The organism is Streptomyces sp. NPDC002490, from assembly GCF_040296045.1.
GTDB lineage: Bacteria > Actinomycetota > Actinomycetes > Streptomycetales > Streptomycetaceae > Streptomyces.
In genome coordinates this window covers 21,281-40,156 of sequence record NZ_JBEOWM010000022.1, presented here as the reverse complement: position 1 = coordinate 40,156, position 18,876 = coordinate 21,281, and the positions used below count along the sequence as shown (strand labels likewise).

General features: G+C 72.9%; 20 protein-coding genes and 1 pseudogene. 8 read left to right on the top strand and 13 right to left on the bottom strand.

The features are described from left to right. Window positions 1-5 precede the first annotated feature (5 nt). On the top strand, window positions 6-584 hold the full coding sequence (gene amaP, locus ABT092_RS16280) for an alkaline shock response membrane anchor protein AmaP (RefSeq protein WP_351244241.1): 579 nt from the start codon (window positions 6-8) through the stop codon (window positions 582-584). A gap of 35 nt (window positions 585-619) precedes the next feature. On the opposite strand, the gene ABT092_RS16275 is transcribed toward amaP, so the two are convergent. From ABT092_RS16275 to ABT092_RS16245, 7 genes and pseudogenes are all read right to left on the bottom strand, one after another. Further along, on the bottom strand, window positions 620-1,375 hold the full coding sequence (locus ABT092_RS16275) for an SDR family oxidoreductase (protein WP_351244239.1): 756 nt from the start codon (window positions 1,373-1,375) through the stop codon (window positions 620-622). Between the two features lie 49 nt (window positions 1,376-1,424). Next, window positions 1,425-2,225, bottom strand: a complete 801-nt coding sequence (locus tag ABT092_RS16270; protein WP_351244237.1) for an SURF1 family cytochrome oxidase biogenesis protein — start codon at window positions 2,223-2,225, stop codon at window positions 1,425-1,427. A gap of 159 nt (window positions 2,226-2,384) precedes the next feature. Continuing rightward, entirely contained in the window at window positions 2,385-3,392 is a 1,008-nt protein-coding gene (locus tag ABT092_RS16265) for a DEDDh family exonuclease (RefSeq protein WP_351244235.1), read from the bottom strand. Between the two features lie 179 nt (window positions 3,393-3,571). Then, window positions 3,572-3,760 (bottom strand): DUF397 domain-containing protein, encoded by a 189-nt coding sequence (locus tag ABT092_RS16260; RefSeq protein ID WP_351244233.1) that lies wholly within the window; start codon window positions 3,758-3,760, stop codon window positions 3,572-3,574. A gap of 145 nt (window positions 3,761-3,905) precedes the next feature. Continuing rightward, window positions 3,906-4,094 (bottom strand): DUF397 domain-containing protein, encoded by a 189-nt coding sequence (locus ABT092_RS16255; protein WP_351244231.1) that lies wholly within the window; start codon window positions 4,092-4,094, stop codon window positions 3,906-3,908. Further along, window positions 4,091-4,900: a helix-turn-helix domain-containing protein gene (locus ABT092_RS16250; RefSeq protein WP_351244229.1), complete on the bottom strand. Its 810-nt coding sequence runs from the start codon at window positions 4,898-4,900 to the stop codon at window positions 4,091-4,093. The genes ABT092_RS16255 and ABT092_RS16250 overlap by 4 nt, the downstream gene beginning before the upstream one ends. A gap of 85 nt (window positions 4,901-4,985) precedes the next feature. Further along, window positions 4,986-5,468: pseudogene (locus ABT092_RS16245) on the bottom strand (XRE family transcriptional regulator); the annotation flags it as partial. 129 nt (window positions 5,469-5,597) lie between these two features. On the opposite strand from ABT092_RS16245, the gene ABT092_RS16240 reads away from it, so the two are divergent. The 3 genes from ABT092_RS16240 to ABT092_RS16230 all read left to right on the top strand — a co-directional run bounded on the left by ABT092_RS16240 (window position 5,598) and on the right by ABT092_RS16230 (window position 7,659). Next, on the top strand, window positions 5,598-5,924 hold the full coding sequence (locus tag ABT092_RS16240; protein ID WP_351244227.1) for an antibiotic biosynthesis monooxygenase family protein: 327 nt from the start codon (window positions 5,598-5,600) through the stop codon (window positions 5,922-5,924). Window positions 5,925-6,006: 82 nt separating this feature from the next. Then, entirely contained in the window at window positions 6,007-6,738 is a 732-nt protein-coding gene (locus ABT092_RS16235) for a VIT1/CCC1 transporter family protein (RefSeq protein WP_351244225.1), read from the top strand. A gap of 180 nt (window positions 6,739-6,918) precedes the next feature. Further along, a complete protein-coding gene (locus ABT092_RS16230; protein WP_351244223.1) occupies window positions 6,919-7,659 on the top strand; it encodes a lysoplasmalogenase in 741 nt (246 codons plus the stop codon). Here the strand turns inward: ABT092_RS16230 and ABT092_RS16225 are convergent. The 3 genes from ABT092_RS16225 to ABT092_RS16215 form a co-directional block, all read right to left on the bottom strand. Then, window positions 7,613-8,662 (bottom strand): CopD family protein, encoded by a 1,050-nt coding sequence (locus ABT092_RS16225; RefSeq protein ID WP_351244370.1) that lies wholly within the window; start codon window positions 8,660-8,662, stop codon window positions 7,613-7,615. The genes ABT092_RS16230 and ABT092_RS16225 overlap by 47 nt on opposite strands. Before the next feature lie 203 nt (window positions 8,663-8,865). After that, window positions 8,866-10,404 (bottom strand): S8 family serine peptidase, encoded by a 1,539-nt coding sequence (locus tag ABT092_RS16220; protein WP_351244221.1) that lies wholly within the window; start codon window positions 10,402-10,404, stop codon window positions 8,866-8,868. A gap of 185 nt (window positions 10,405-10,589) precedes the next feature. Beyond that, entirely contained in the window at window positions 10,590-12,155 is a 1,566-nt protein-coding gene (locus ABT092_RS16215) for a S8 family serine peptidase (RefSeq protein WP_351244219.1), read from the bottom strand. A gap of 576 nt (window positions 12,156-12,731) precedes the next feature. On the opposite strand from ABT092_RS16215, the gene ABT092_RS16210 reads away from it, so the two are divergent. The 3 genes from ABT092_RS16210 (at window position 12,732) to moaA (ending at window position 15,937) form a co-directional block, all read left to right on the top strand. Further along, window positions 12,732-13,106: a DUF485 domain-containing protein gene (locus ABT092_RS16210; RefSeq protein WP_351244217.1), complete on the top strand. Its 375-nt coding sequence runs from the start codon at window positions 12,732-12,734 to the stop codon at window positions 13,104-13,106. Then, a complete protein-coding gene (locus ABT092_RS16205) occupies window positions 13,103-14,743 on the top strand; it encodes a monocarboxylic acid transporter (protein WP_351244216.1) in 1,641 nt (546 codons plus the stop codon). Before ABT092_RS16210 ends, ABT092_RS16205 begins: the two co-directional genes overlap by 4 nt. A 192-nt stretch (window positions 14,744-14,935) precedes the next feature. Then, a complete protein-coding gene (moaA, locus tag ABT092_RS16200; RefSeq protein ID WP_351244214.1) occupies window positions 14,936-15,937 on the top strand; it encodes a GTP 3',8-cyclase MoaA in 1,002 nt (333 codons plus the stop codon). A 22-nt stretch (window positions 15,938-15,959) separates the two neighbouring features. Here moaA and ABT092_RS16195 read toward each other — a convergent pair whose 3' ends face one another. Together ABT092_RS16195 and ABT092_RS16190 are read right to left on the bottom strand one after the other, a co-directional pair. Then, on the bottom strand, window positions 15,960-16,202 hold the full coding sequence (locus ABT092_RS16195) for a hypothetical protein (RefSeq protein WP_351244368.1): 243 nt from the start codon (window positions 16,200-16,202) through the stop codon (window positions 15,960-15,962). Window positions 16,203-16,514: 312 nt separating this feature from the next. Next, window positions 16,515-16,901: a DUF3099 domain-containing protein gene (locus ABT092_RS16190; RefSeq protein WP_351244212.1), complete on the bottom strand. Its 387-nt coding sequence runs from the start codon at window positions 16,899-16,901 to the stop codon at window positions 16,515-16,517. Window positions 16,902-17,120: 219 nt separating this feature from the next. Here ABT092_RS16190 and ABT092_RS16185 point away from each other — a divergent pair, with 219 nt between their 5' ends. Beyond that, on the top strand, window positions 17,121-17,402 hold the full coding sequence (locus tag ABT092_RS16185) for a GlsB/YeaQ/YmgE family stress response membrane protein (protein WP_351244210.1): 282 nt from the start codon (window positions 17,121-17,123) through the stop codon (window positions 17,400-17,402). An 81-nt stretch (window positions 17,403-17,483) separates the two neighbouring features. Here ABT092_RS16185 and tyrS read toward each other — a convergent pair whose 3' ends face one another. Further along, window positions 17,484-18,773, bottom strand: coding sequence for a tyrosine--tRNA ligase (tyrS, locus tag ABT092_RS16180; RefSeq protein ID WP_351244208.1), 1,290 nt, complete (start codon window positions 18,771-18,773; stop codon window positions 17,484-17,486). Window positions 18,774-18,876: the final 103 nt, after the last annotated feature.

Genomic DNA, 18,876 nt, shown 5'->3' with positions numbered 1-18,876 from the left:
GCCCGGTGCTCACGACCGTCAACCGGGTCCTGCTCGCCCTGCTCGGGCTGGTCCTCCTCGTCGGCGGGGGCAGCGTCCTGCTGGTGGGGCTCGGCGTGCGCCCGCCCTCCTGGTGGGTGTACGAGGACCGGCACGACGTGCTGTTGAGCGCCGCCCGGCGCACCCGGTGGCGGAACGAGGGCTGGTGGTGGCCCGTGGTGATCGCGGTGTTGGCGGTGCTGGTGCTGCTCGCCCTGTGGTGGCTGGCGTCGGTGCTGCGCCGCCGCCGGCTCGCCGAACTCCTCGTCGACAGCCGCGACGGGGAGGGGGCCCTGGTCCGGGGCCACGCCCTGGAGACCGCCCTCGCCGCCGAGGCCGGCGCCCTGGACGGGGTGGAACACGCCGAGGCGAAGCTCACCGGGCGCCGCACCGCCCCGAGCGCCCGGCTGCGCCTGGTCCTCCAGCCGCACGGCGTCCCCCGGGACGCGGTGCGGCACCTCGCCGACGAGGTGCTCGCCCCCGCCCGGTCCGCCGCGGGCCTCGCCCGACTGCCCGCGGCGGTCCGGCTCCGCGCCGTACGGCACGGAGCCCGGCGCGTGAACTGACCGGCCCTGCCGAGCCGGAGGGCCGGTGGGTCCGGTCAGAAACCGTGTCGGGCGCCGCCGTCGACCGGCAGCATGATCCCCGTCAGGTACGAGGCGGCGGGCGAGAGGGTGAACGCGGCGACCCGGCCGAACTCCTCGGGCGTGCCGTAGCGGCGCAGCGGGATCTTCGCCTCGTGCCCGGCGCGGGTGGCCTCCGGGTCGGCCGACAGCGCGTCCAACTCGCGCACCCGGTCGGTGTCGATCCGTGCCGGCAGCAGGCCCACCACCCGTACCCCCCGGGGCCCCAACTCGTCGGCCAGGGACTTCGCGAAGCCCGCGAGACCGGGGCGCAGCCCGTTGGAGATGGTCAGCCCGGGGATCGGCTCGTGCACGGAGGCCGAGAGGACGAAGCCGATCACCCCGCCCTCGCCCAGTTCGGCGGCGGCGGCACGGGCCAGCCGCGTCGCCCCGAGGAAGACCGACTCGAAGGCGGCACGCCACTGCTCGTCGGTGTTGTCGGCGACGTACCCGGGGGTCGGCCCGCCCACGCTGATCAGGACGCCGTCGAAGCGGCCGAAGCGCTCCCGGGCGGCGGTGACCAGTCGCTCGGCGGTGCCGGGGTCGGCGTTGTCCGCGGCCAGCCCCACGGCCTGCGGGCCGAGCGCGGCGGCGGCCTCCGCGACCCCGGCCTCGTCCCGTCCGGTGACCACCACCTTGGCCCCCTCGTCGACGAGGGCACGGGCGGTGGCGTGGCCGAGCCCCCGGGTGGCACCGGTGACGACGTAGACGCGGTCCTTCAATCCCAGATCCATGGCCCCATCCTGCCCCGCCGCGGCGAGGGCGAAGAGACGGCCCCCCGGGTCAGACCCCGGCGGTCGCCGGCGGTTGCTCCGCCGCCTGCTGTTCCTGGGCACGGGCCGCGGCCCGGTCCCGCAGTTCGCGGCGGACCAGGATCACCCAGCCCACCGGCACCGCGGCGGTGAACAGCCACCACTGCACGGCGTACGCCATGTGCGCGCCGATGCCGCTGTGGTCGGGGGAGGAAAGCAGCTGGGGGGTGCCGCCGGAGGGTTCCGGGGCGGAGAGCTCGATGAAGCCGCCGAGCACCGGCCGGCCGATGTCCTCGGCCAGCGCGGCGCCGTTGATCAGCATGACCATGCCCTCGGGCAGGCCCTTGAGGTCCTTGATGCCGCTCTTGGCGGTGGTCTCGTCGGGCATCAGTCGGCCGGTGACGGTGACCTCGCCGCTCGGGGGCTCCGGAATCCGCGGCAGCCGGGTCTGCGGCCCGTTCGAGGCGATCCACCCCCGGTTGACCAGCAGCGCCGTGCCGTCGTCGAGGACCAACGGGGTCAGCACGTGCACCCCGATCTGGTCGTCGGCGTTGGTGCGTCGGCGCACCACGTACTGGTGCTCGGTGTCGTAGGTGCCCTCGGCGGTGACCCGGCGGTACCGCTCCTCGTCGGACACCGTCCGCCCCGGGGAGGTCAGTTCCGCCACGGGCACCGGAGCCGCCGTGATCGCCGCCTCGATCCGCTGGTTGTGGGCGATCCGGTTCTCGTGCCGGTGGAACTGCCAGAAGCCCAACTCGATCATCGTGGGGATGAGGGCGAGGGCGAGGAGGGTGAGGATCACCCACTGCCGGGACAACAGGAAGCGGTACACCCCCCGACCGTACAACTCGGCCGGGGCCCCGCCGTCGCCAGGGGGGTGCCGGCGGGGGAGCGGGGCTCGGACGGGCGGTCACGAGCGGAGGGGCGGGCCACCTCCCCGTTCCTCCGCTCGATCCACGATCCGACCGGCGGGGGAGGCGGCGCGGGACGGTCAGCCGCTCGCCGCGCCGTCCGCCGGTTCGACGTCCCGCAGGAGCTGCCCGAAGGCCGCCTCGTCGATCACGGGCGTGCCGAACTGCTTGGCCTTCGCCGTTTTCGAGGTGCCCGAGTCCGGGTCGTTGGTGACCAGCAGGCTGGTCAACCGGGACAGGCTCGTCGCGATGTGCAGCCCCGCCTCCACCGCTCGGTCCTCCAGCAGCTCCCGTTCCACCGAGGTGTCCCCGGAGAACGCCACCCGCATCCCCTGCTTGAGCGCCCCGCCCGGCTCGTAGCGCCCCGGGTTGGGGTGCGGGCACGGGGGACGCTTGCGGGACGGGCGCCAGCTCGCCCCGTACCCCGAGGAGCCGCCCGCACGGTGGGAGGTCTGCCGCCCGATCGTCGGCGTCGAACCGCCGACCCACTCGGTCAGCGGCCGGCACTCCAGCAGCGGCAGCCGCACCCCGCCCGAGGCGGCGGCCCGCAGGCTCGGCCGAAAGGCTTCGGCGAGCACCCGCGCGTCGTCCAGCGCGTGGTGGGCCCGCTGCTGCACCACGCCGAAGTGGGCGGCCAGCGACTCCAGTTTGTGGTTGGGCAGCGGAAGCCCCAGTTCCTTCGAGAGTGCGATGGTGCACAGCCGCTGCCGCACCGGGGGAGTGCGCTGGGCGCGCGCGTACTCGCGGGCGATCATCGACCAGTCGAAGACGGCGTTGTGCGCCACCAGCACCCGCCCGTCGAGCCGGGCCGCGAACTCCTCGGCGATCTCCGCGAACAGGGGCGCGTCGGCCAGCATCGCGCTGGTGAGCCCGTGGATCCACACCGGCCCCGGGTCCCGCTGCGGGTTCACCGTCGTGTACCAGTGGTCCTGCACGTCACCCCGGGCGTCGAGCCGGTACACGGCCGCGGAGACGATCCGGTCCTCGCGGGCCAGGCCGGTCGTCTCGACGTCGACGACCGCGTACCCCTCGGGGTAGGCGGTCGGCCAGGTGGGCGGGTGCGCTGCGGTCGTTCGGTCGTCGAGCATGGTCAAAGAGGATACGGCCCGTCGCCGACACCGTGTCCGGCGCCGCCCGAACGAGTGCGCCGATCCGCCGTCCGCCTTGGAACGTGCGTCAACCGGTGCCCTGCGGAGCGGTGTTGACGCCGGGTGGGACCTCCGCCGGGAGACGGGTGACCGCCCCCGCGACCGAGCGATGCGGGTGTTCAGTGCTGCTGCACGTGGTGGACGAAGTGGTGCCATGCCGTGGTGGACGCCTGGATCTCCGGAACGGCCCGGTCCTTGGTGTCGCGGACGCGGACCACACCCGGCAGCGTGGCGTCGAGCACGGCGACCTCGACGCAGTCGTTGTTGTCTCCGCTGTGCGAGCTGATGTGCCAGGAGGATTGCGTCATGGGCGACTGCTTCCCGGTTTCGTCCTGGTCGAATCGGCATTTCCGGGCCACCGGGTGGGTGATGCGGGTATTCGCGGTGCGGGGGAATGGGCAATCGCCCCGCCGATGCGCGCGGGGCGATTGTGTCCTTCGGCGGTGCGATTGATTAGCGCTGGTGCGCGAGTCGGACGAAGTGGTGCCATGCCGTGGTGGATGCCTGGATTTCGGGGATGCTCCGGTCCTTGGTGTCGCGGACGCGGACCACACCCGGCAGCGCGGCGTCGAGCACGGCGACCTCGACGCAGTTGTTGTTGTCTCCGCTGTAGGTGCTGATGTGCCAGTTGGGCTGCGTCATCGATGCTTCCTTCGGATGTCCCTGATGGCCTGGATCGACGCCTCCGTGCTCAAGGCGTCGGCCTGGAGCCGATCGTAAATCGTCTGCTGCCGCTCCACGTCCTCGGGTTCCCGGTAGTAGGTGCCGATGCTGTATCCCTCGGTGTACGCGGAGTGCTCCCCGCCGGGGAGGGACAGAAGACTGATCGACTCGGGCACCGACGCCCTCTCCAGCGGCAGGATCTGGATGTTGACACAGCGCCGGGTGGTCATCTCCAGCAGGAAGTCGATCTGTTGGACCATCACCTCGGGGCTGCCCTGCACCTGGGTCAGCGCCCCCTCCGCGAGGACCACCCACAGCCAGGGCGGGTCGGTCCGCTCGAAGATGGACTTCCGCTCCATCCGCCGTGTGACGGCGTCCTCCAAGTCCGCGGACTGCGTGGGGTAGGAGAACCCCATGAGCGCCCGGGAGTAGTCGGCCACCTGGAGCAGCCCGGGCACGACCGGCGAGAACTCGTGGATGGTCCGGGCCACCGCCTGGTCCCGTAGGAACAGCTTGGCGTAGTCCCTGAACTTGTCCAGCTTCATCAACGGCCACAGCTCGACCAGGTCCTGTGCGCCCAGCACCTCCGCGATCTGCTTGGTCAACTCCCTGCCGGGCGGGTCGTTGGCGGTCTCGACCTGGGTGATGCGTCCCGGGGTGACGAACACCTTGGCGGCGAGTTCGTCGACGCCCCATTTCCGTTCCATCCGGAGCTTCCGGATGCGCCAACCGATCAGATCCTGCACGCTCTTGTCAGGTGTCAGCTCTTTGAGGGGCCTACCCATGACTCCGTCCCTCATGTCGGGTTCAGGGGCGAAGATATTACACCCGGTGACGGAGTCGATACGCCGTTCGCGTGGCGGTCTCGTCCTACTCCGGCGGTCGGCTGTACCGCTCCAGGGTCGCCTTGTTGGTGGACCGGTCCATCCACCGCAGCTCCCACGGCCCGGTGTTCACGTCGAAGTCCTTGCCGAAGCCGACCCACTTCCCGGCCATGCGCCGCCCCGTCGGCTCCACCAGGAGCTGCATGGCGCCGTGGTAGCGGGCCCCGTTGTAGTAGCCGTCCGCTGCCGTCTGTTCGACCCACGTACCCGTGACCACGTTGCGGTCGACGGTCAGGTCCAGCGTGAGCGGGCTGTCCGGATTGCTGCTGGCCCCAGGCAGGCTCCGAACGGTCAGCCGGTTCCCGTGCTGGACGACCACCACGTAGTGCCGGCCCTCGTACGAGTCGTCCCGACCCGAAGAGAAGAACTCGTAGCGGCTGAGCCACACCCCCGAAAAGGTCTCCACGTCCCATTCCCCTTTCCCGTCCGTGCGGACTTGCGCCGTCGGGCACCGCGGAGCGAACCCCAGGGGCCCGGCACCACGGCGGTCTTGGTCATCACGCCAAAGCTAGACCGCTTCCGCGGCGGGCGAGGGGAAACGGGCACCCCGCATGACCCCGACCCGCCCGCCCAGCGCCCCGCACGGCAGGATGGGCGCATGAGCATCGTGAAGATCAACGTCCTCACCGTCCCGGACGAGCAGCGCGAGGTGCTGGAGCAGCGGTTCGCGGCCCGGGCCGGCGCCGTGGAGAACTCCGACGGCTTCGAGTGGTTCGAGCTGCTGAGGCCGGTCGAGGGCACCGACCAGTACCTCGTCTACACCCGCTGGCGCAGCGAGGAGGACTTCCAGAAGTGGATGGACGGGCCGATGCGGTCGGCCCACCGGGGCGGCGCCACCGAGGGGGAGCGGCCCAAGCCCGCCGCTTCCGCCTCCACGGTGTGGTCCTTCGAGGTCGTCCAGCAGGCCGGGCCCCAGCAGGGCTGAGCCGGCGGGCGGGCGCGGAGTCCGGGCGGCTCGCCGGGTCGGGCTCCGCGTCCCGCGCACCCCGGGGTGGGACGCTCACTCGGTGAGCGAACCGACACCCCAGCCCGCCGGTGCGCGGCACCAGGAGGCCCACGGCGGTGCGCTCGGCGGCCGGCTCAACTGGCTGCGGGCCGCCGTGCTGGGCGCCAATGACGGAGTGGTCTCGACGGCGGGACTGGTGGTCGGCGTCGCCGGCGCCACCGATGACCGGGCCGCGCTGTTCACGGCCGGGCTCGCCGGGCTGCTCGCCGGATCGCTGTCGATGGCGGCGGGCGAGTACGTCTCGGTCTCCACCCAGCGGGACTCCGAGAAGGCGGCCCTGGCCCAGGAGCGTCGGGAGCTGGCGGAAGAGCCGGAGGCGGAACTGGCCGAGCTGACCGAGATGCTGACCGCCCGCGGGCTGAGCGTCGAGGTGGCCCGGGAGGCGGCCGAGCAGCTCACCGCCCGGGACCCGTTGCGGGCGCACGCCCGGGTGGAGCTCGGCATCGACCCCGACCAGCTGACCAACCCCTGGCACGCGGCCTGGGCGAGCTTCCTCGCCTTCACGGTCGGCGCCCTGCTGCCGCTGCTGGCCATCGTGCTGCCGCCCGCCGACTGGCGACTCGGGGTGACCGTGCTGTCGGTGCTGGCCGCCCTGGTCCTCACCGGCTGGGCCAGTGCCCGGCTGGGTGCCGCGGCCCCCGGTCGGGCGGTGCTGCGCAACGTCGGCGGGGGAGCGCTCGCGATGGGGATCACTTACGGGGTCGGCTCGCTGCTGGGCGCGGCGGGGGTGTGAGTCCGTCCGCTTTTGGTGGAGGTGCACAGGAACCGGGTCCGCCACCAGGGACATACTTGTCGGTAACTCCGTCTGGTGGTGATCGAGGGGCGCGCCGTACGGTGCACCCATGTCGTCGTTCGCCGCCGCGGTGCGGTCCGTTCCCGCGCGCGTGCCGCGCACGTCCGCCGGGGGCCCCGCGTGATCCCGCACCCCGCATCGCCCCACCGCTCCACTGCGGTCCGGGCCCTGCTCCTCGCCTACGCGGTGGCCGCCACCGCCGATGTGGCGCTCCTGCTCGCGGGCTCGTCCGCCGGGCACACCACCGTCAAACCCGTGCTGCTGCTCCTGCTCGCGGCCTGCGCCGCGCTGTGCGGCGGGCCCCGGCTGCTCACCGCGGCCCTGCTCTGCGGGTGGGGCGGTGACGTGCTGCTCCTCGTCGACGACGACCTCGCGTTCCTCGCCGGCATGGGCTCCTTCGCCGTGGGCCACCTCTGCTACCTGGCCCTCTTCGCCCGCCACGCCCGGCCCGCCGCCGTCCCGGACCCGGGCGCCCGGGCCCGGCGCACCGCCCTCGGTCTCGGGTACGCCACCGCCCTGGTGGTCGTCGTCGCCCTGCTGTGGCCGGACCTGCCCGCCGGGCTGCGGGTGCCGGTGGCGCTCTACAGCGTGCTGCTCACCGTCGTGGCGTTCCGGGCGGCCTCCCTCGGCCCGCTCGCCGGGCTCGGCGGGGCGCTGTTCCTCCTCTCCGACACGCTCATCGCCACCGGCATCGCCGACTGGCCGCAACTCCCGCGCCCGGACGCCTGGGTCATGCTCACCTACCTGGCCGCCCAGTTCCTGTTGGCCGCCGGGGTGCTCGCCGCCCACGCCCGAGGGCTGCCCGAGCCGTCGCTCACCACCACAGGGAACCCCACCGGATCGGCACCGGCACCGCGGTGAGCAGGGCCGACACCGCCACCACCAGGCCCAGCACGGCGACCTCCGCCCGGGCCGGGGCGAACGCGGCCAGCGGATCACCGGGGCGGGCCCGCCGCCGACGTCGCGCCACCCGGCGCAGCCGCTGCCGCGCCACCAGGGCCAGCACCGCCACCACCACCATCAACAGCACCTTGGCGAACAGCACCCGCCCGTAGGCCGTGGTCCGCAACTGGTCGAGCAGGGTGTCCGGCGGCATCCGACGGAGGGTGCTGACCAGACCCGTCGCCGTCACCCCGACCAGGCAGCCGGCCGCCACCCGTGCGTACTCCGCCAGCAGCGCCGCCCCCGCCGCGGGGGCGGTGGCCCGCCACTGCCATCCCACCCGCACCGCGTACACCAGACCGCCCACCCACAGCGAGGCGCACGTCAGGTGCACCAGCGTCAGGCCCGTGCCCACCAGCGGCTGCTGCTCGGTCACCGGGTGGGCGCGCAGCGCCTCGGCGACCACCACCGCGGCCAGCGGCAGCACCCGGACGGTCAGCCGGCGGGCCCGGTGCAGGAGCCCGGCGGCGATGAAGGCGTTCACCTCGACCAGGGCCAGCGCCCCGTCCCTGGTCTGGTACAGGCCGCCGATGTCCATGTCGGCGGGGCTGGTGGGCATCAGGTTCCCGGTGGCCACCACCGAGGCCAGGCCCAGGGCGGCCACCGTCCCGGCGAGCGCCGCGTACCCCGACCACGGGCGCGGCGGGCCCACCGCGGGGGGCGCGGGCACCCGGCGGGCGAGCAGTTCGCCGAAGACCTCGCCGAACTGGACGGCGAGCGCCGCGAACAGGACCGTGCGCAACAGGCCGATCCCCGCGGTGCCCGGCGCCGGGTCCTCGCCGGTGCCCTCCAACGCCCAGTCCGGTCCGAGCAGCGGGATCAGCCCGGCGAGCAGCAGCAGGACCAGGACGACGGCCGTACGGACGAGGGGGCCGCGCCACGGCGGTCGGGCGGCGGCGAGCGGCTCCGGCCCGGCGGCCACCGCGTCGTCCGCCGCCCCGGATATCGGAGGGAGGGAGTCCACACCGAATCTTCACCACCGGGTGCGGACAGGGGCAAGTCAGCCCGGTTCGCCGCGCCAGACCGCCGGGTCGGCGGAGTGCGCGTCATCGCTCATGGACCCGCATCCCAGGGGCCGTCCGTCCGTGCCCTCGGGTCGACGGGCGCGGACGGACGGGCGGTGCCCTACTTGCGGACGGCGTTCAGGGCGTCCACCACACCGGCGCCGTAGAAGCCGTTGCGGTTCTTGCCGCCCTCGCAGACGGCGTCGATCTTGCCGTCGCCGTTGATGTCGTACGGGTCGGTGCACGGCGTGGCGACCGCACCGCGGTACAGCAGCGCCTTCACCTGGGCCGGGGTGGCCCGCGGGTGGGTGGACTTGATGAGCGCGGCGACCCCGGCGGCGTGCGGGGAGGCCATGGAGGTGCCGGCCATGTAGCCCCAGCGGCCACCGGGCAGGGTGCCGAGGATCAGGCCGCTGGTGGCGGGCGCCTCGGGGCGCTGGAAGGCGGTGGAGTCGCCGCCGGGCGCGGCGATGTCGACGACGCCCTTGCCGTAGTTGGAGAAGGACGACTTGATGCCCTTGGCGCCGATCGACGCGGTGGTCACCACCCCGGGGAGCTGGGTGGGGATGTCGAGGCACTCGGAGGGGTCGACCACCCGGGTGCCCGGGGTGGTGTCGTTGGGGCTCGACGGGTCGGTCAACTCGTCGGCGGCGAGGTCGAAGTTCTCGTTGCCCGCGGCGGCGACGTTCACGGCGCCCTTGCGCTCGGCGTACCGCGCGGCCCGGGACACCGCCTCGACCAGGGCCCGCTGGTCCGGGTCGTCGTCGCAGTTGAAGTACCACGGGTCGGTGTAGTAGCTGTTGTTGGTGATGTCCACGTCGTTCTCGGCGGCCCACATGAAGCCGCAGACCACGGCCTCGGCGTAGAAGAAGCCGGCCGGGGTGGAGACCTTGATGCCGGAGACCTTCACGCCCGGTGCCACCCCGGTCATGCCGGCGCCGTCCTTGGCCGCGGCTATCTCCCCGGCGACGTGGGTGCCGTGGGCGCTCTCGCCCGGTCCGGGACGCCAGGAGCCCTCGGTGGTGTCGGCCTTGCCGGACACGCAGTTGGCGGAGGCCCGCCGGTCGAAGTTCGGGGCGAGGTCGGGGTGGGTGTCGTCGACGCCGGTGTCGAGGACGGCGACCGTCACGTCCTTGCTGCCGAGGGTGCGCTCGTGGGCCTTGTCCGCCTTGATCGCCGGCAGGCTCCACTGGAGCGGCTGGAGCGGGTCCTGGGTGGCGTTCGCCGCCCTGGTGGCCGCCGCGACCTCCTCGGCGGAGAGCGCCCGGGGCGCTCCGACGACCTCGGTGGCCTGGGCGGGCAGCGGCGCGGTGCGGGTGGCTCCCGCCGACTCCACGCCGCGCACGGTGCGGAGCACCTTCGCGAACTCCGGATCGGCGGAGTGGGCGACGATCACGCCTATCTTCCGGTAGGTGGCGACGACGGTGCCGCCGGCCCGGGTGATGGCCCGCTCGACGGAGTCGGTGGCCTTGTGGTGGCGCAGGTTGACGACGTAGCTGAGGTTGGTGCCCTCGGCCGCCGCGGTCAGGGCGGACGGCGTGATCTCCGTGTCGGCCGCGGCGGCCGGGGTGGCCTGCGGCAGGAAGGCCAGGGTGGAGGCGAGGGCCATGCCCAGCGGGACGGCCACGGCGCGACGGGTGCGCGGGAGGCGGGGGGCCATGGGAACTCCAGTTCGTTCGGTCGGCGCGCGCACGGCGCGCCGGGGTGGGGGTGTGGTCGAGGCGTGCGCACGGGCACGGGCTCGACGACGGAGGGCGGGCCTCGGGAGCGGTTCGGCCGGGGGCCGGAGGGTGCGGGGACGGGGGACCGTCCCCGCACCCTCCGGTCGGTGGTGCGCGGGTCGGGTCAGTCGACGGCGTCGAGCGCGTCGACCACCCCGTGGCCGTAGAAGCCGTTGGTGCGCCGGTCGCCCTCGCAGACCGCGTTGGCGACCCCGTCACCGTCGGGGTCGAACGGGCCGGTCGGGCAACCCGGGTTGTCCGCCTGCGCCTTGAGCAGGGTCTGGAGCACGGCGGGGGAGGCCCACGGGTGCCGGGACTTCAACAGCGCGGCGACCCCGGCGGCGTGCGGAGCGGCCATCGAGGTGCCCTGGAGCCAGGCGTACTCGCCACCGGGCATGGTGGAGAGGATGCGCCCGTTCTTCGAGGGGGTGTCCGGGATCTGGTAGAGGCGGTCGCCACCGGGGGCCGCGACGTCCACCACGTCCTTGCCGTACGAGGAGTAGTACGACTTGAAGCCCTTGGAGCCGGTCGCGCTGACCGTGACCACGCCCGGGAGCTGGGTCGGCAGGTCGAAGCACTTGCTCGGGTCGACGGTCCGCGGGACCGGGACCGTGTCGTTGGGGCTGGAGTCGTCCAGGATCTCGTCGGCGGCGAGGTCGTGGTTGGAGTTGCCCGCCGAGGCCAGGTGCAGGACGCCCTTGCGCTGGGCGTACAGCTGGGCCCGGTTGACGGCGTGGACCACGGCACGCTGGTCGGGGTCGGCCGTGCAGTTGTACAGCCACGGGTCCACGTAGTAGCTGTTGTTGGTGATCTCGACCCCGCGGTCGGCGGCGAACACGAAGGCGCACACGACGCTCTCCGGGTAGAACAGCCCGTTGGCCGGGTCGGTCACCTTGATGCCGGAGACCTTCACCCCGGGCGCCACCCCGGCGACGCCGATGCCGTTGCGGGCGGCGGCGATCTCCCCGGCCACGTGCGTGCCGTGGTAGTCCTGCGGGGTGTCGGGGCGCCAGGCGCCCGCCGAGGTGTCGGGCTTGCCGCCCGCGCAGTTCGCGGACTGCGCGGCGGAGAAGTTGGGCGCCAGGTCCGGGTGGGTGTCGTCGACGCCGGTGTCGATGACGGCGACGGTCACCTTGGAACTACCGGGGTTGATCTTCGCGGCCTTGTCCGCGCCGATGGCCCGCAGGTCCCACTGCTCGGCTTCCAGCGGCTCGCTGTCCGGCGCCGCGCCCTCCCGGCCCGCGGTCAGGGCGGACGGTCGGGTGGCGGCGTTGGTCGCGGCCTCGGACAGGTACTGCGGGGGGCCTTCCTGGGTGGTGCCGGCCGGGCTCAGCGGTGCGGTGCGGGTCGCGCCGGCGGAGGCGACGCCGCGCACCGCGCGCATCGTCCTCGCGAAGTCCGGGTCGGCCGAGTGGGCGACGATCACGCCGATCTTCTCGTACGCGATGACGACCTCGCCGCCGGCCTTCTCGACCGCCCGGCGCACGGCGGCGACCGTCTTGCGGTCGGCCCGGGTGTTGACCACGTACGCCAGCTTCGAGCCGGCCGCGGTCGTCGAGGCCGTGGGGGCCTCGGCCGAGCCGTCCGGCACGGCGGTCGCGGTGCCCGGCAGGAAGCCGAGCGAGGCGACGAGCGCCAGACCGACCGGCACCGTCAGGGCGGACCGTCGTCTGGAGCGCAGCGGAACCATGGGATCTCCACATCATCCGGAAACGGGGGGCAACCCGACCGCGGGTCATCGGATCGGGCAGGTACATGACGTAGAACTCAGGGTGAAGTTATCCCCCGCCGTCCCCGCCCTTCAATGATTTCCCGAAGAAATGCCGAACGAGCCGTTCTATGCGCGTCCAGTTGCGGGTGACCCCGGGCGCCGACCCGGCCGCCGACCCGTCAGGGACCGCCGGCCGCACACCCGTTCGGTCCCGAAGCGATCGTCCGCGCACCGCTTCCTCGGCCCCCGCCACGACGTTGGGCATGCGGCACCCGCCAGACAGCCCCCTGTCGGATCACGCCCGAGGGGCCTAGCATCCATCGGGCTCGCGTGATCCACATCACCGTGAGGTCGGACACCGACATGACTGATGCCTCCGTCCCCCACCCGGCGCCCGCGCCGGAACCCCGCACACCGTCAGCGGCACCGGTGCCGTCGTCCCCGGTCGCGGCACCCGCCGCCCCGGGCGATCCGACGGCACCCCGCACCACCGCATCGCGCACCACACCGGGTTCACACCCCCCGTCCATCGCATCCGCACCGCGAGGAGACTCTGTGGCCACCGACGCACCACCCCCACCGCACTCCGACGACGCTCCCGACCCCCGTGCCGACCTCCCCTCCACCGAGGAGTTCCTCGCGGTCCAGGAGAGTGCGGAGTTCGCCGAACTGCGCCGCTCCTACCGCTCGTTCGCCTTCCCCCTGACCGTCGCCTTCATCGCCTGGTACCTGCTGTACGTCCTGCTCTCCAACTACGCGGGCGCGTTCATGGGCACCCGGCTCTTCGGCAACGTCAACGTCGCCCTCGTCCTGGGCCTCGCGCAGTTCCTGACGACCTTCCTCATCGCCTGGTGGTACTCCCGGCACGCCGCCACCCACCTCGACCCCCGGGCCGAGGCCATCAAGGACCGGATGGAGCACCGCGCATGAGCCCCGCGACCGCACACCTCGCCCCGACCGTCCTCGCCGCCTCCTCCGAGGCCAGCGAGCACCGGCCGCTGATCATCTCCCTGTTCGCCGCGTTCGTCGTCGCCACCCTGTTCATCACCGTGTGGGCCGGACGCCAGACCAAGGACGCCGCCGACTTCTACGCGGGCGGGCGGCAGTTCACCGGCTTCCAGAACGGCCTCGCCGTCTCCGGCGACTACATGTCGGCCGCCTCCTTCCTGGGCATCGCCGGCGCCATCGCCCTCTTCGGCTACGACGGCTTCCTCTACTCCATCGGCTTCCTCGTCGCCTGGCTGGTGGCGCTGCTGCTGGTCGCCGAACCCTTGCGCAACTCGGGCCGCTACACCATGGGCGACGTCCTCGCCTATCGGATGCGCCAACGCCCGGTGCGCACCGCCGCCGGCACCTCCACCATCGTCGTGTCCATCTTCTACCTGCTCGCCCAGATGGCCGGGGCCGGCGTCCTGGTCTCCCTGCTGCTCGGCATCACCAGCGACAGCGGGAAGGTCCTGATCGTCGCCCTCGTCGGGGTGCTGATGATCCTCTACGTCACCATCGGCGGGATGAAGGGCACCACCTGGGTCCAGATGGTCAAGGCGGTCCTGCTCATCGGCGGCACCCTGCTGATCACCTTCCTGGTGCTGCTCAAGTTCCAGTTCAACGTCTCCGACCTGCTCGGCAAGGCCGCCGAGAACAGCGGCAAGGGCGCTGCCTTCCTGGAGCCCGGCCTCAAGTACGGCGCCACCGCCACCTCGAAGATCGACTTCATCTCGCTGGGCATCGCCCTGGTCCTGGGCACCGCCGGACTGCCGCACATCCTCATCCGCTTCTACACCGTGCCCACCGCCAAGGCCGCCCGGAAGTCGGTCAACTGGGCCATCGGCATCATCGGCGCGTTCTACCTGATGACCATCGCCCTCGGCTTCGGCGCCGCGGCCCTCATCGCGCCCGAGGAGATCACCGCCTCCAACAAGGCCGGCAACACCGCCGCCCCCCTGCTCGCCCTGCACATCGGCGGCGTGGACTCCACCTGGGGCGCCGTCCTGCTGGCCACCATCTCCGCCGTCGCCTTCGCCACCATCCTGGCCGTGGTCGCCGGGCTCACCCTCGCCTCCTCCTCCTCGTTCGCCCACGACATCTACGCGAACGTCATCAAGAAGGGGCGGGCCACCGAGCAACAGGAGGTGCGGGCCGCCCGGCTGGCCACCGTCGCCATCGGCGTCGTCTCCATCGGACTCGGCGCCCTCGCCCGCGACCTCAACGTCGCCGGGCTGGTGGCGCTCGCCTTCGCCGTCGCCGCCTCCGCGAACCTGCCCACCATCCTCTACAGCCTGTTCTGGAAGCGGTTCACCACCCGTGGCGCCCTGTGGTCCATCTACGGCGGTCTGACCTCGGCGGTCGTCCTGGTGCTCTTCTCCCCGGTGGTCTCCGGCAAGGCCACCTCGATGTTCCCGGACGTCGACTTCCACTGGTTCCCGCTGGAGAACCCGGGCATCGTCTCCATCCCGCTCGGCTTCCTCCTCGGCTGGCTCGGCACCGTGCTGTCCAAGGAGACCGCCGACCGCGGCAAGTACGCCGAACTGGAGGTCCGCTCGCTCACCGGCACCGGCGCCCACTGACCGGGCCCGCCCCGCCCGCCACCGGAGCCCGCCCCTCGGGGCGGGCTCCGACCGTCCTCACCGCCGGTGTCGGCGCCCTCGCGTAGGCTCGTGCCAGTGGCCCCGGTGCACCCGAGCGCACGGAACGATCCGTGGCCGACCGCCCGGGACGACGCGCCGACACACCGAGACACCACCGGGCAGGGGGCCGACATGCTCAGCGACACCCACGGCCGCACCGCCACCGACCTGCGGGTTTCCCTCACGGACCGGTGCAACCTCCGCTGCACGTACTGCATGCCGGAAGAGGGCCTGGCCTGGCTGGCGAAGTCCGAGGTCCTCACCGACGACGAGATCGTGGAGCTGGTGCGCATCGCGGTCACCCGGCTCGGGATCACCGACGTCCGCTTCACCGGGGGCGAGCCCCTGCTGCGGCCCGGCCTGGTCGGGATCGTGGCGCGGGTCGCGCAACTGGCGCCCCGGCCCCGGATCTCGCTCACCGCCAACGGCATCGGCCTGGCCCGCACCGCACCCGCGCTGCGCGCCGCCGGCCTCGACCGGGTCAACGTCTCCCTGGACACCCTGCGCCCCGAGGTCTTCAAGGCGCTCACCCGCCGCAACCGGCTCCCCGACGTCCTCGCCGGCCTCGCTGCGGCCCGCACCGCCGGACTGACCCCCGTCAAGGTCAACGCCGTCCTGATGCCCGGCCTCAACGACGACGAGGCCCCCGACCTGCTGGCCTGGGCCCTCGACCACGACTACGAGCTGCGGTTCATCGAGCAGATGCCCCTCGACGCGCAGCACGGCTGGCGCCGGGACGGGATGATCACCGCGAGCGACGTCCTGGCCTCCCTGCGCACCCGCTTCACCCTGGAACCGGCGGGGGACGGGGACCGGGGCTCGGCACCGGCCGAGCGCTGGCTGGTGAACGGCGGCCCGCAGCGGGTCGGTGTGATCGGCTCGGTCACCCGCCCGTTCTGCGCGGCCTGCGACCGCACCCGGCTGACCGCCGACGGGCAGGTCCGCACCTGTCTGTTCGCCCGCGAGGAGACGGACCTGAGGGCCGCCCTGCGGGCCGGTCACGGCCCGCAGCGCACGGAGGAGGAGATCGTCCGGCTCTGGCGCCGCGCCATGCGGGGCAAGGCGCCGGGCTCCGGTCTCGACGCCCCGTCGTTCCGCCAGCCCGACCGCCCCATGTCCGCCATCGGCGGCTGACGCGCCCCGGAAGGGACCGGGCTCAGCCCTCCGCGGACGGCTCGCTCCAGTCGGCGAGCGGCACCACGTCCTTGAGGAAGCCGCGGACCCCCAGGAACTGGGAGAGGTGCTCCCGGTGCTCCTCGCAGGCGAGCCAGGTCTTGCGCCGCTCGGGCGTGTGGAGCTTGGGGTTGTTCCAGGCGAGCACCCACACGGCGGCGGCCCGGCAGCCCTTGGCCGAGCAGACCGGAGGGCCGGGCACCGCCTCGGGAGCGGTGCCGAACAACCCCGGGAGGCCCAAGCGGCCCTCGGAGCCGGGCGGGTTCGGGGGCTCGGCGGGCAAGGGCGCATCGGGGTGCGGGGAAAGCGCGTTCACCCCACCACACTAAGCGCCGCGAGCCCCTCGTGGCGCGGCCGGGCCGCACGGGCCCGGACACCACGACGCCGGGCAGCCACGGGGGGAGCTGCCCGGCGTCGGTCAGTCGCTCCGACGGGGGATGCGGAGCGCGTACGCAGTATGTCACGCGTCACCCGGGAGCCGGCACAGGATTCGCATGATTGATTTGAGCACTTCTTGAGCTTGGCGCAATGGCTCCGCTCAGCCCGAACCGCCCCCGGTGGGGCCCGCGCCGCCCCCGCCGCCCTCCCCGGAGGTCCGCCCCGGGGATTGTGCACCGGGTTCCGCCGCAGGTCCCGACAGGACCGGCCGCACGGGCGGCGCGACGAAGATCGACGGGAGGGAAGGAGCGTTCTCCCGGCCCGCGTTGGCGATCACCACGGCGATGTACGGCAGCACCATGCCGAGGACGAGCGCCACGATGGCCACATATCGCTGCACGTCCCACAGGGCCGCGCCGAGGACGAACGACACCGTGCGGACGGACATCGAGATCACGTACCGCCGCTGTCTGCGCTGGACGTCCTCGGTGAGCCCCTGCCGGGCCCCCGTGATCCGGAAGACCTCGCCGTCGCCCTGCTTCCGCATCGGATTCCACCACCGCCCCAGTCCGTCGGGCCCACGCCGGCCCGAACCGCTTTCACCGTACGCCCCGGTCCCGTTGCGGACGAGACCGGGGAGGGGCGGTGCCCCCGGTCGGGTCGGCCGGATGCCGACCGGCCCGTCCGACGTGCGCCGTAGGGCCATCGGCCGGACACTGGGGGCACGCACGACGAACCACGCGTCGAGCCGAATCAGGAGGCACCCATGAGCTGGTTGTGGGCGATCATCGTCGGTTTCGTGTTGGGACTCATCGCCAAGGCGATCCTCCCGGGCAAGCAGCACAGCCCGCTGTGGCTGACGACGATCTTCGGCATGATCGGAGCGATCATCGGCAACTCCCTGGCCGCGGCGTTCGGCATCGCGGAGACCAAGGGCTTCGACTGGGGGAGGCACACCCTCCAGCTCATCGCGGCGATCGTCGTCGTCGGACTCGGCGACATGGCGTACCTGGCGCTGTGGGGCAACAAGAAGAAGCAACGCGCCTGAAGCCCCGCGCGGGAGAACGGGGAGGGGCCGGTGCCTCGGCACCGGCCCCTCCCCGAACCCGTTCCCGCGCTCGCAGCGAGCTCAGCCGGTGGCGGTCCCGTCGCCGGGAGCGGCCAGCTCGATCGCCGCCAGGTTCCGCTTGCCGCGCCGCAGCACCAGCCAGCGGCCGTGCAGCAGTTCGGCGGCCTCGGCCACCGCGTCCTCGCCGGTCACCTTGACGTTGTTCACGTAGGCGCCGCCCTCCTTCACGGTGCGCCGCGCGGCCGACTTGCTGGCCACCAGGCCCACCGCGGCGAACAGGTCGACCACCGGACCCAGGGCCTCGACCCGGGCGTGCGGCACCTCGGAGAGCGCCGCCGCCAGCGTGGCCGGGTCCAGGTCCGCCAGCTCGCCCTGCCCGAACAGCGCCCGGGAGGCGGCCGTCACCGCGGCGCACTGGTCCGCACCGTGCACCAGCGTCGTCAGCTCCTCGGCCAGCGCCCGCTGCGCGGCCCGGGCCTGCGGACGCTCCTCCGTGGCCCGCTCCAGCTCCTCGATCTCCTCACGGGACCGGAAGCTGAAGATCCGGAGGAACTTCGACACGTCCCGGTCGTCCGCGTTCAACCAGAACTGGTAGAAGGCGTACGGCGTGGTCATCTCCGGGTCCAGCCACACCGTGCCGGACTCGGTCTTGCCGAACTTGGTGCCGTCCGCCTTGGTGATCAGCGGGGTGCCCAGCGCGTGCACCTCGGCGCCCGGCTCGACCCGGTGGATCAGGTCGGTGCCGGAGGTCAGGTTGCCCCACTGGTCGCTGCCACCGGTCTGGAGGGTGCAGCCGTAGCGCCGGTACAGCTCCAGGTAGTCCATGCCCTGGAGGATCTGGTAGCTGAACTCGGTGTAGCTGATGCCCGCGTCGGAGTTGAGCCGCCGGGAGACGGCCTCCTTCGCGATCATCTTGTTGACCCGGAAGTGCTTGCCCACGTCGCGCAGGAACTCGATGGCCGACATGCCCTGGGTCCAGTCCAGGTTGTTGACCATGACGGCGGCGTTCGGGCCCTCGAAGTCCAGCAGCGGCTGGATCTGCCCGCGCAGCCGTTCCACCCAGGCGGCGACGACCTCCGGCGCGTTCAGGGTGCGCTCCGAGTTGGGCTTCGGGTCGCCGATCAGCCCGGTGGCCCCGCCGACCAGGCCCAGCGGACGGTTGCCCGCCTGCTGGATGCGGCGCATGGTCAGGATCTGCACGAGGTTGCCCAGGTGCAGACTGGGCGCGGTCGGGTCGAAACCGCAATAGAACGTGACGGGACCGTCCGCGAACGCTTTGCGCAAGGCGTCCTCGTCAGTGGACAGGGCCAGCAGCCCGCGCCACTTCAGTTCGTCGACGATGTCCGTCACGGTTCCGTGTCTCCTCAGTCTCGCCGGCACCGGAATCCGTCGAGGGGGCCGGTGCCCGGGGTGCGCCCACACGGCGCGGTTCCCGGCCAAGTCTAGGTCCTCC

Excerpts from the sequence above, each read along its gene's own strand:
- ABT092_RS16275 (WP_351244239.1), bottom strand. The coding sequence starts at position 1,375 with ATGGATCTGGGATTGAAGGACCGCGTCTACGTCGTCACCGGTGCCACC.
- ABT092_RS16265 (WP_351244235.1), bottom strand. The coding sequence starts at position 3,392 with ATGCTCGACGACCGAACGACCGCAGCGCACCCGCCCACCTGGCCGACC.
- ABT092_RS16260 (WP_351244233.1), bottom strand. The coding sequence starts at position 3,760 with ATGACGCAATCCTCCTGGCACATCAGCTCGCACAGCGGAGACAACAAC.
- ABT092_RS16255 (WP_351244231.1), bottom strand. The coding sequence starts at position 4,094 with ATGACGCAGCCCAACTGGCACATCAGCACCTACAGCGGAGACAACAAC.
- ABT092_RS16250 (WP_351244229.1), bottom strand. The coding sequence starts at position 4,900 with ATGGGTAGGCCCCTCAAAGAGCTGACACCTGACAAGAGCGTGCAGGAT.
- ABT092_RS16240 (WP_351244227.1), top strand. The coding sequence starts at position 5,598 with ATGAGCATCGTGAAGATCAACGTCCTCACCGTCCCGGACGAGCAGCGC.
- ABT092_RS16220 (WP_351244221.1), bottom strand. The coding sequence starts at position 10,404 with ATGGCCCCCCGCCTCCCGCGCACCCGTCGCGCCGTGGCCGTCCCGCTG.
- ABT092_RS16215 (WP_351244219.1), bottom strand. The coding sequence starts at position 12,155 with ATGGTTCCGCTGCGCTCCAGACGACGGTCCGCCCTGACGGTGCCGGTC.
- ABT092_RS16205 (WP_351244216.1), top strand. The coding sequence starts at position 13,103 with ATGAGCCCCGCGACCGCACACCTCGCCCCGACCGTCCTCGCCGCCTCC.
- moaA (WP_351244214.1), top strand. The coding sequence starts at position 14,936 with ATGCTCAGCGACACCCACGGCCGCACCGCCACCGACCTGCGGGTTTCC.
- ABT092_RS16190 (WP_351244212.1), bottom strand. The coding sequence starts at position 16,901 with ATGCGGAAGCAGGGCGACGGCGAGGTCTTCCGGATCACGGGGGCCCGG.
- ABT092_RS16185 (WP_351244210.1), top strand. The coding sequence starts at position 17,121 with ATGAGCTGGTTGTGGGCGATCATCGTCGGTTTCGTGTTGGGACTCATC.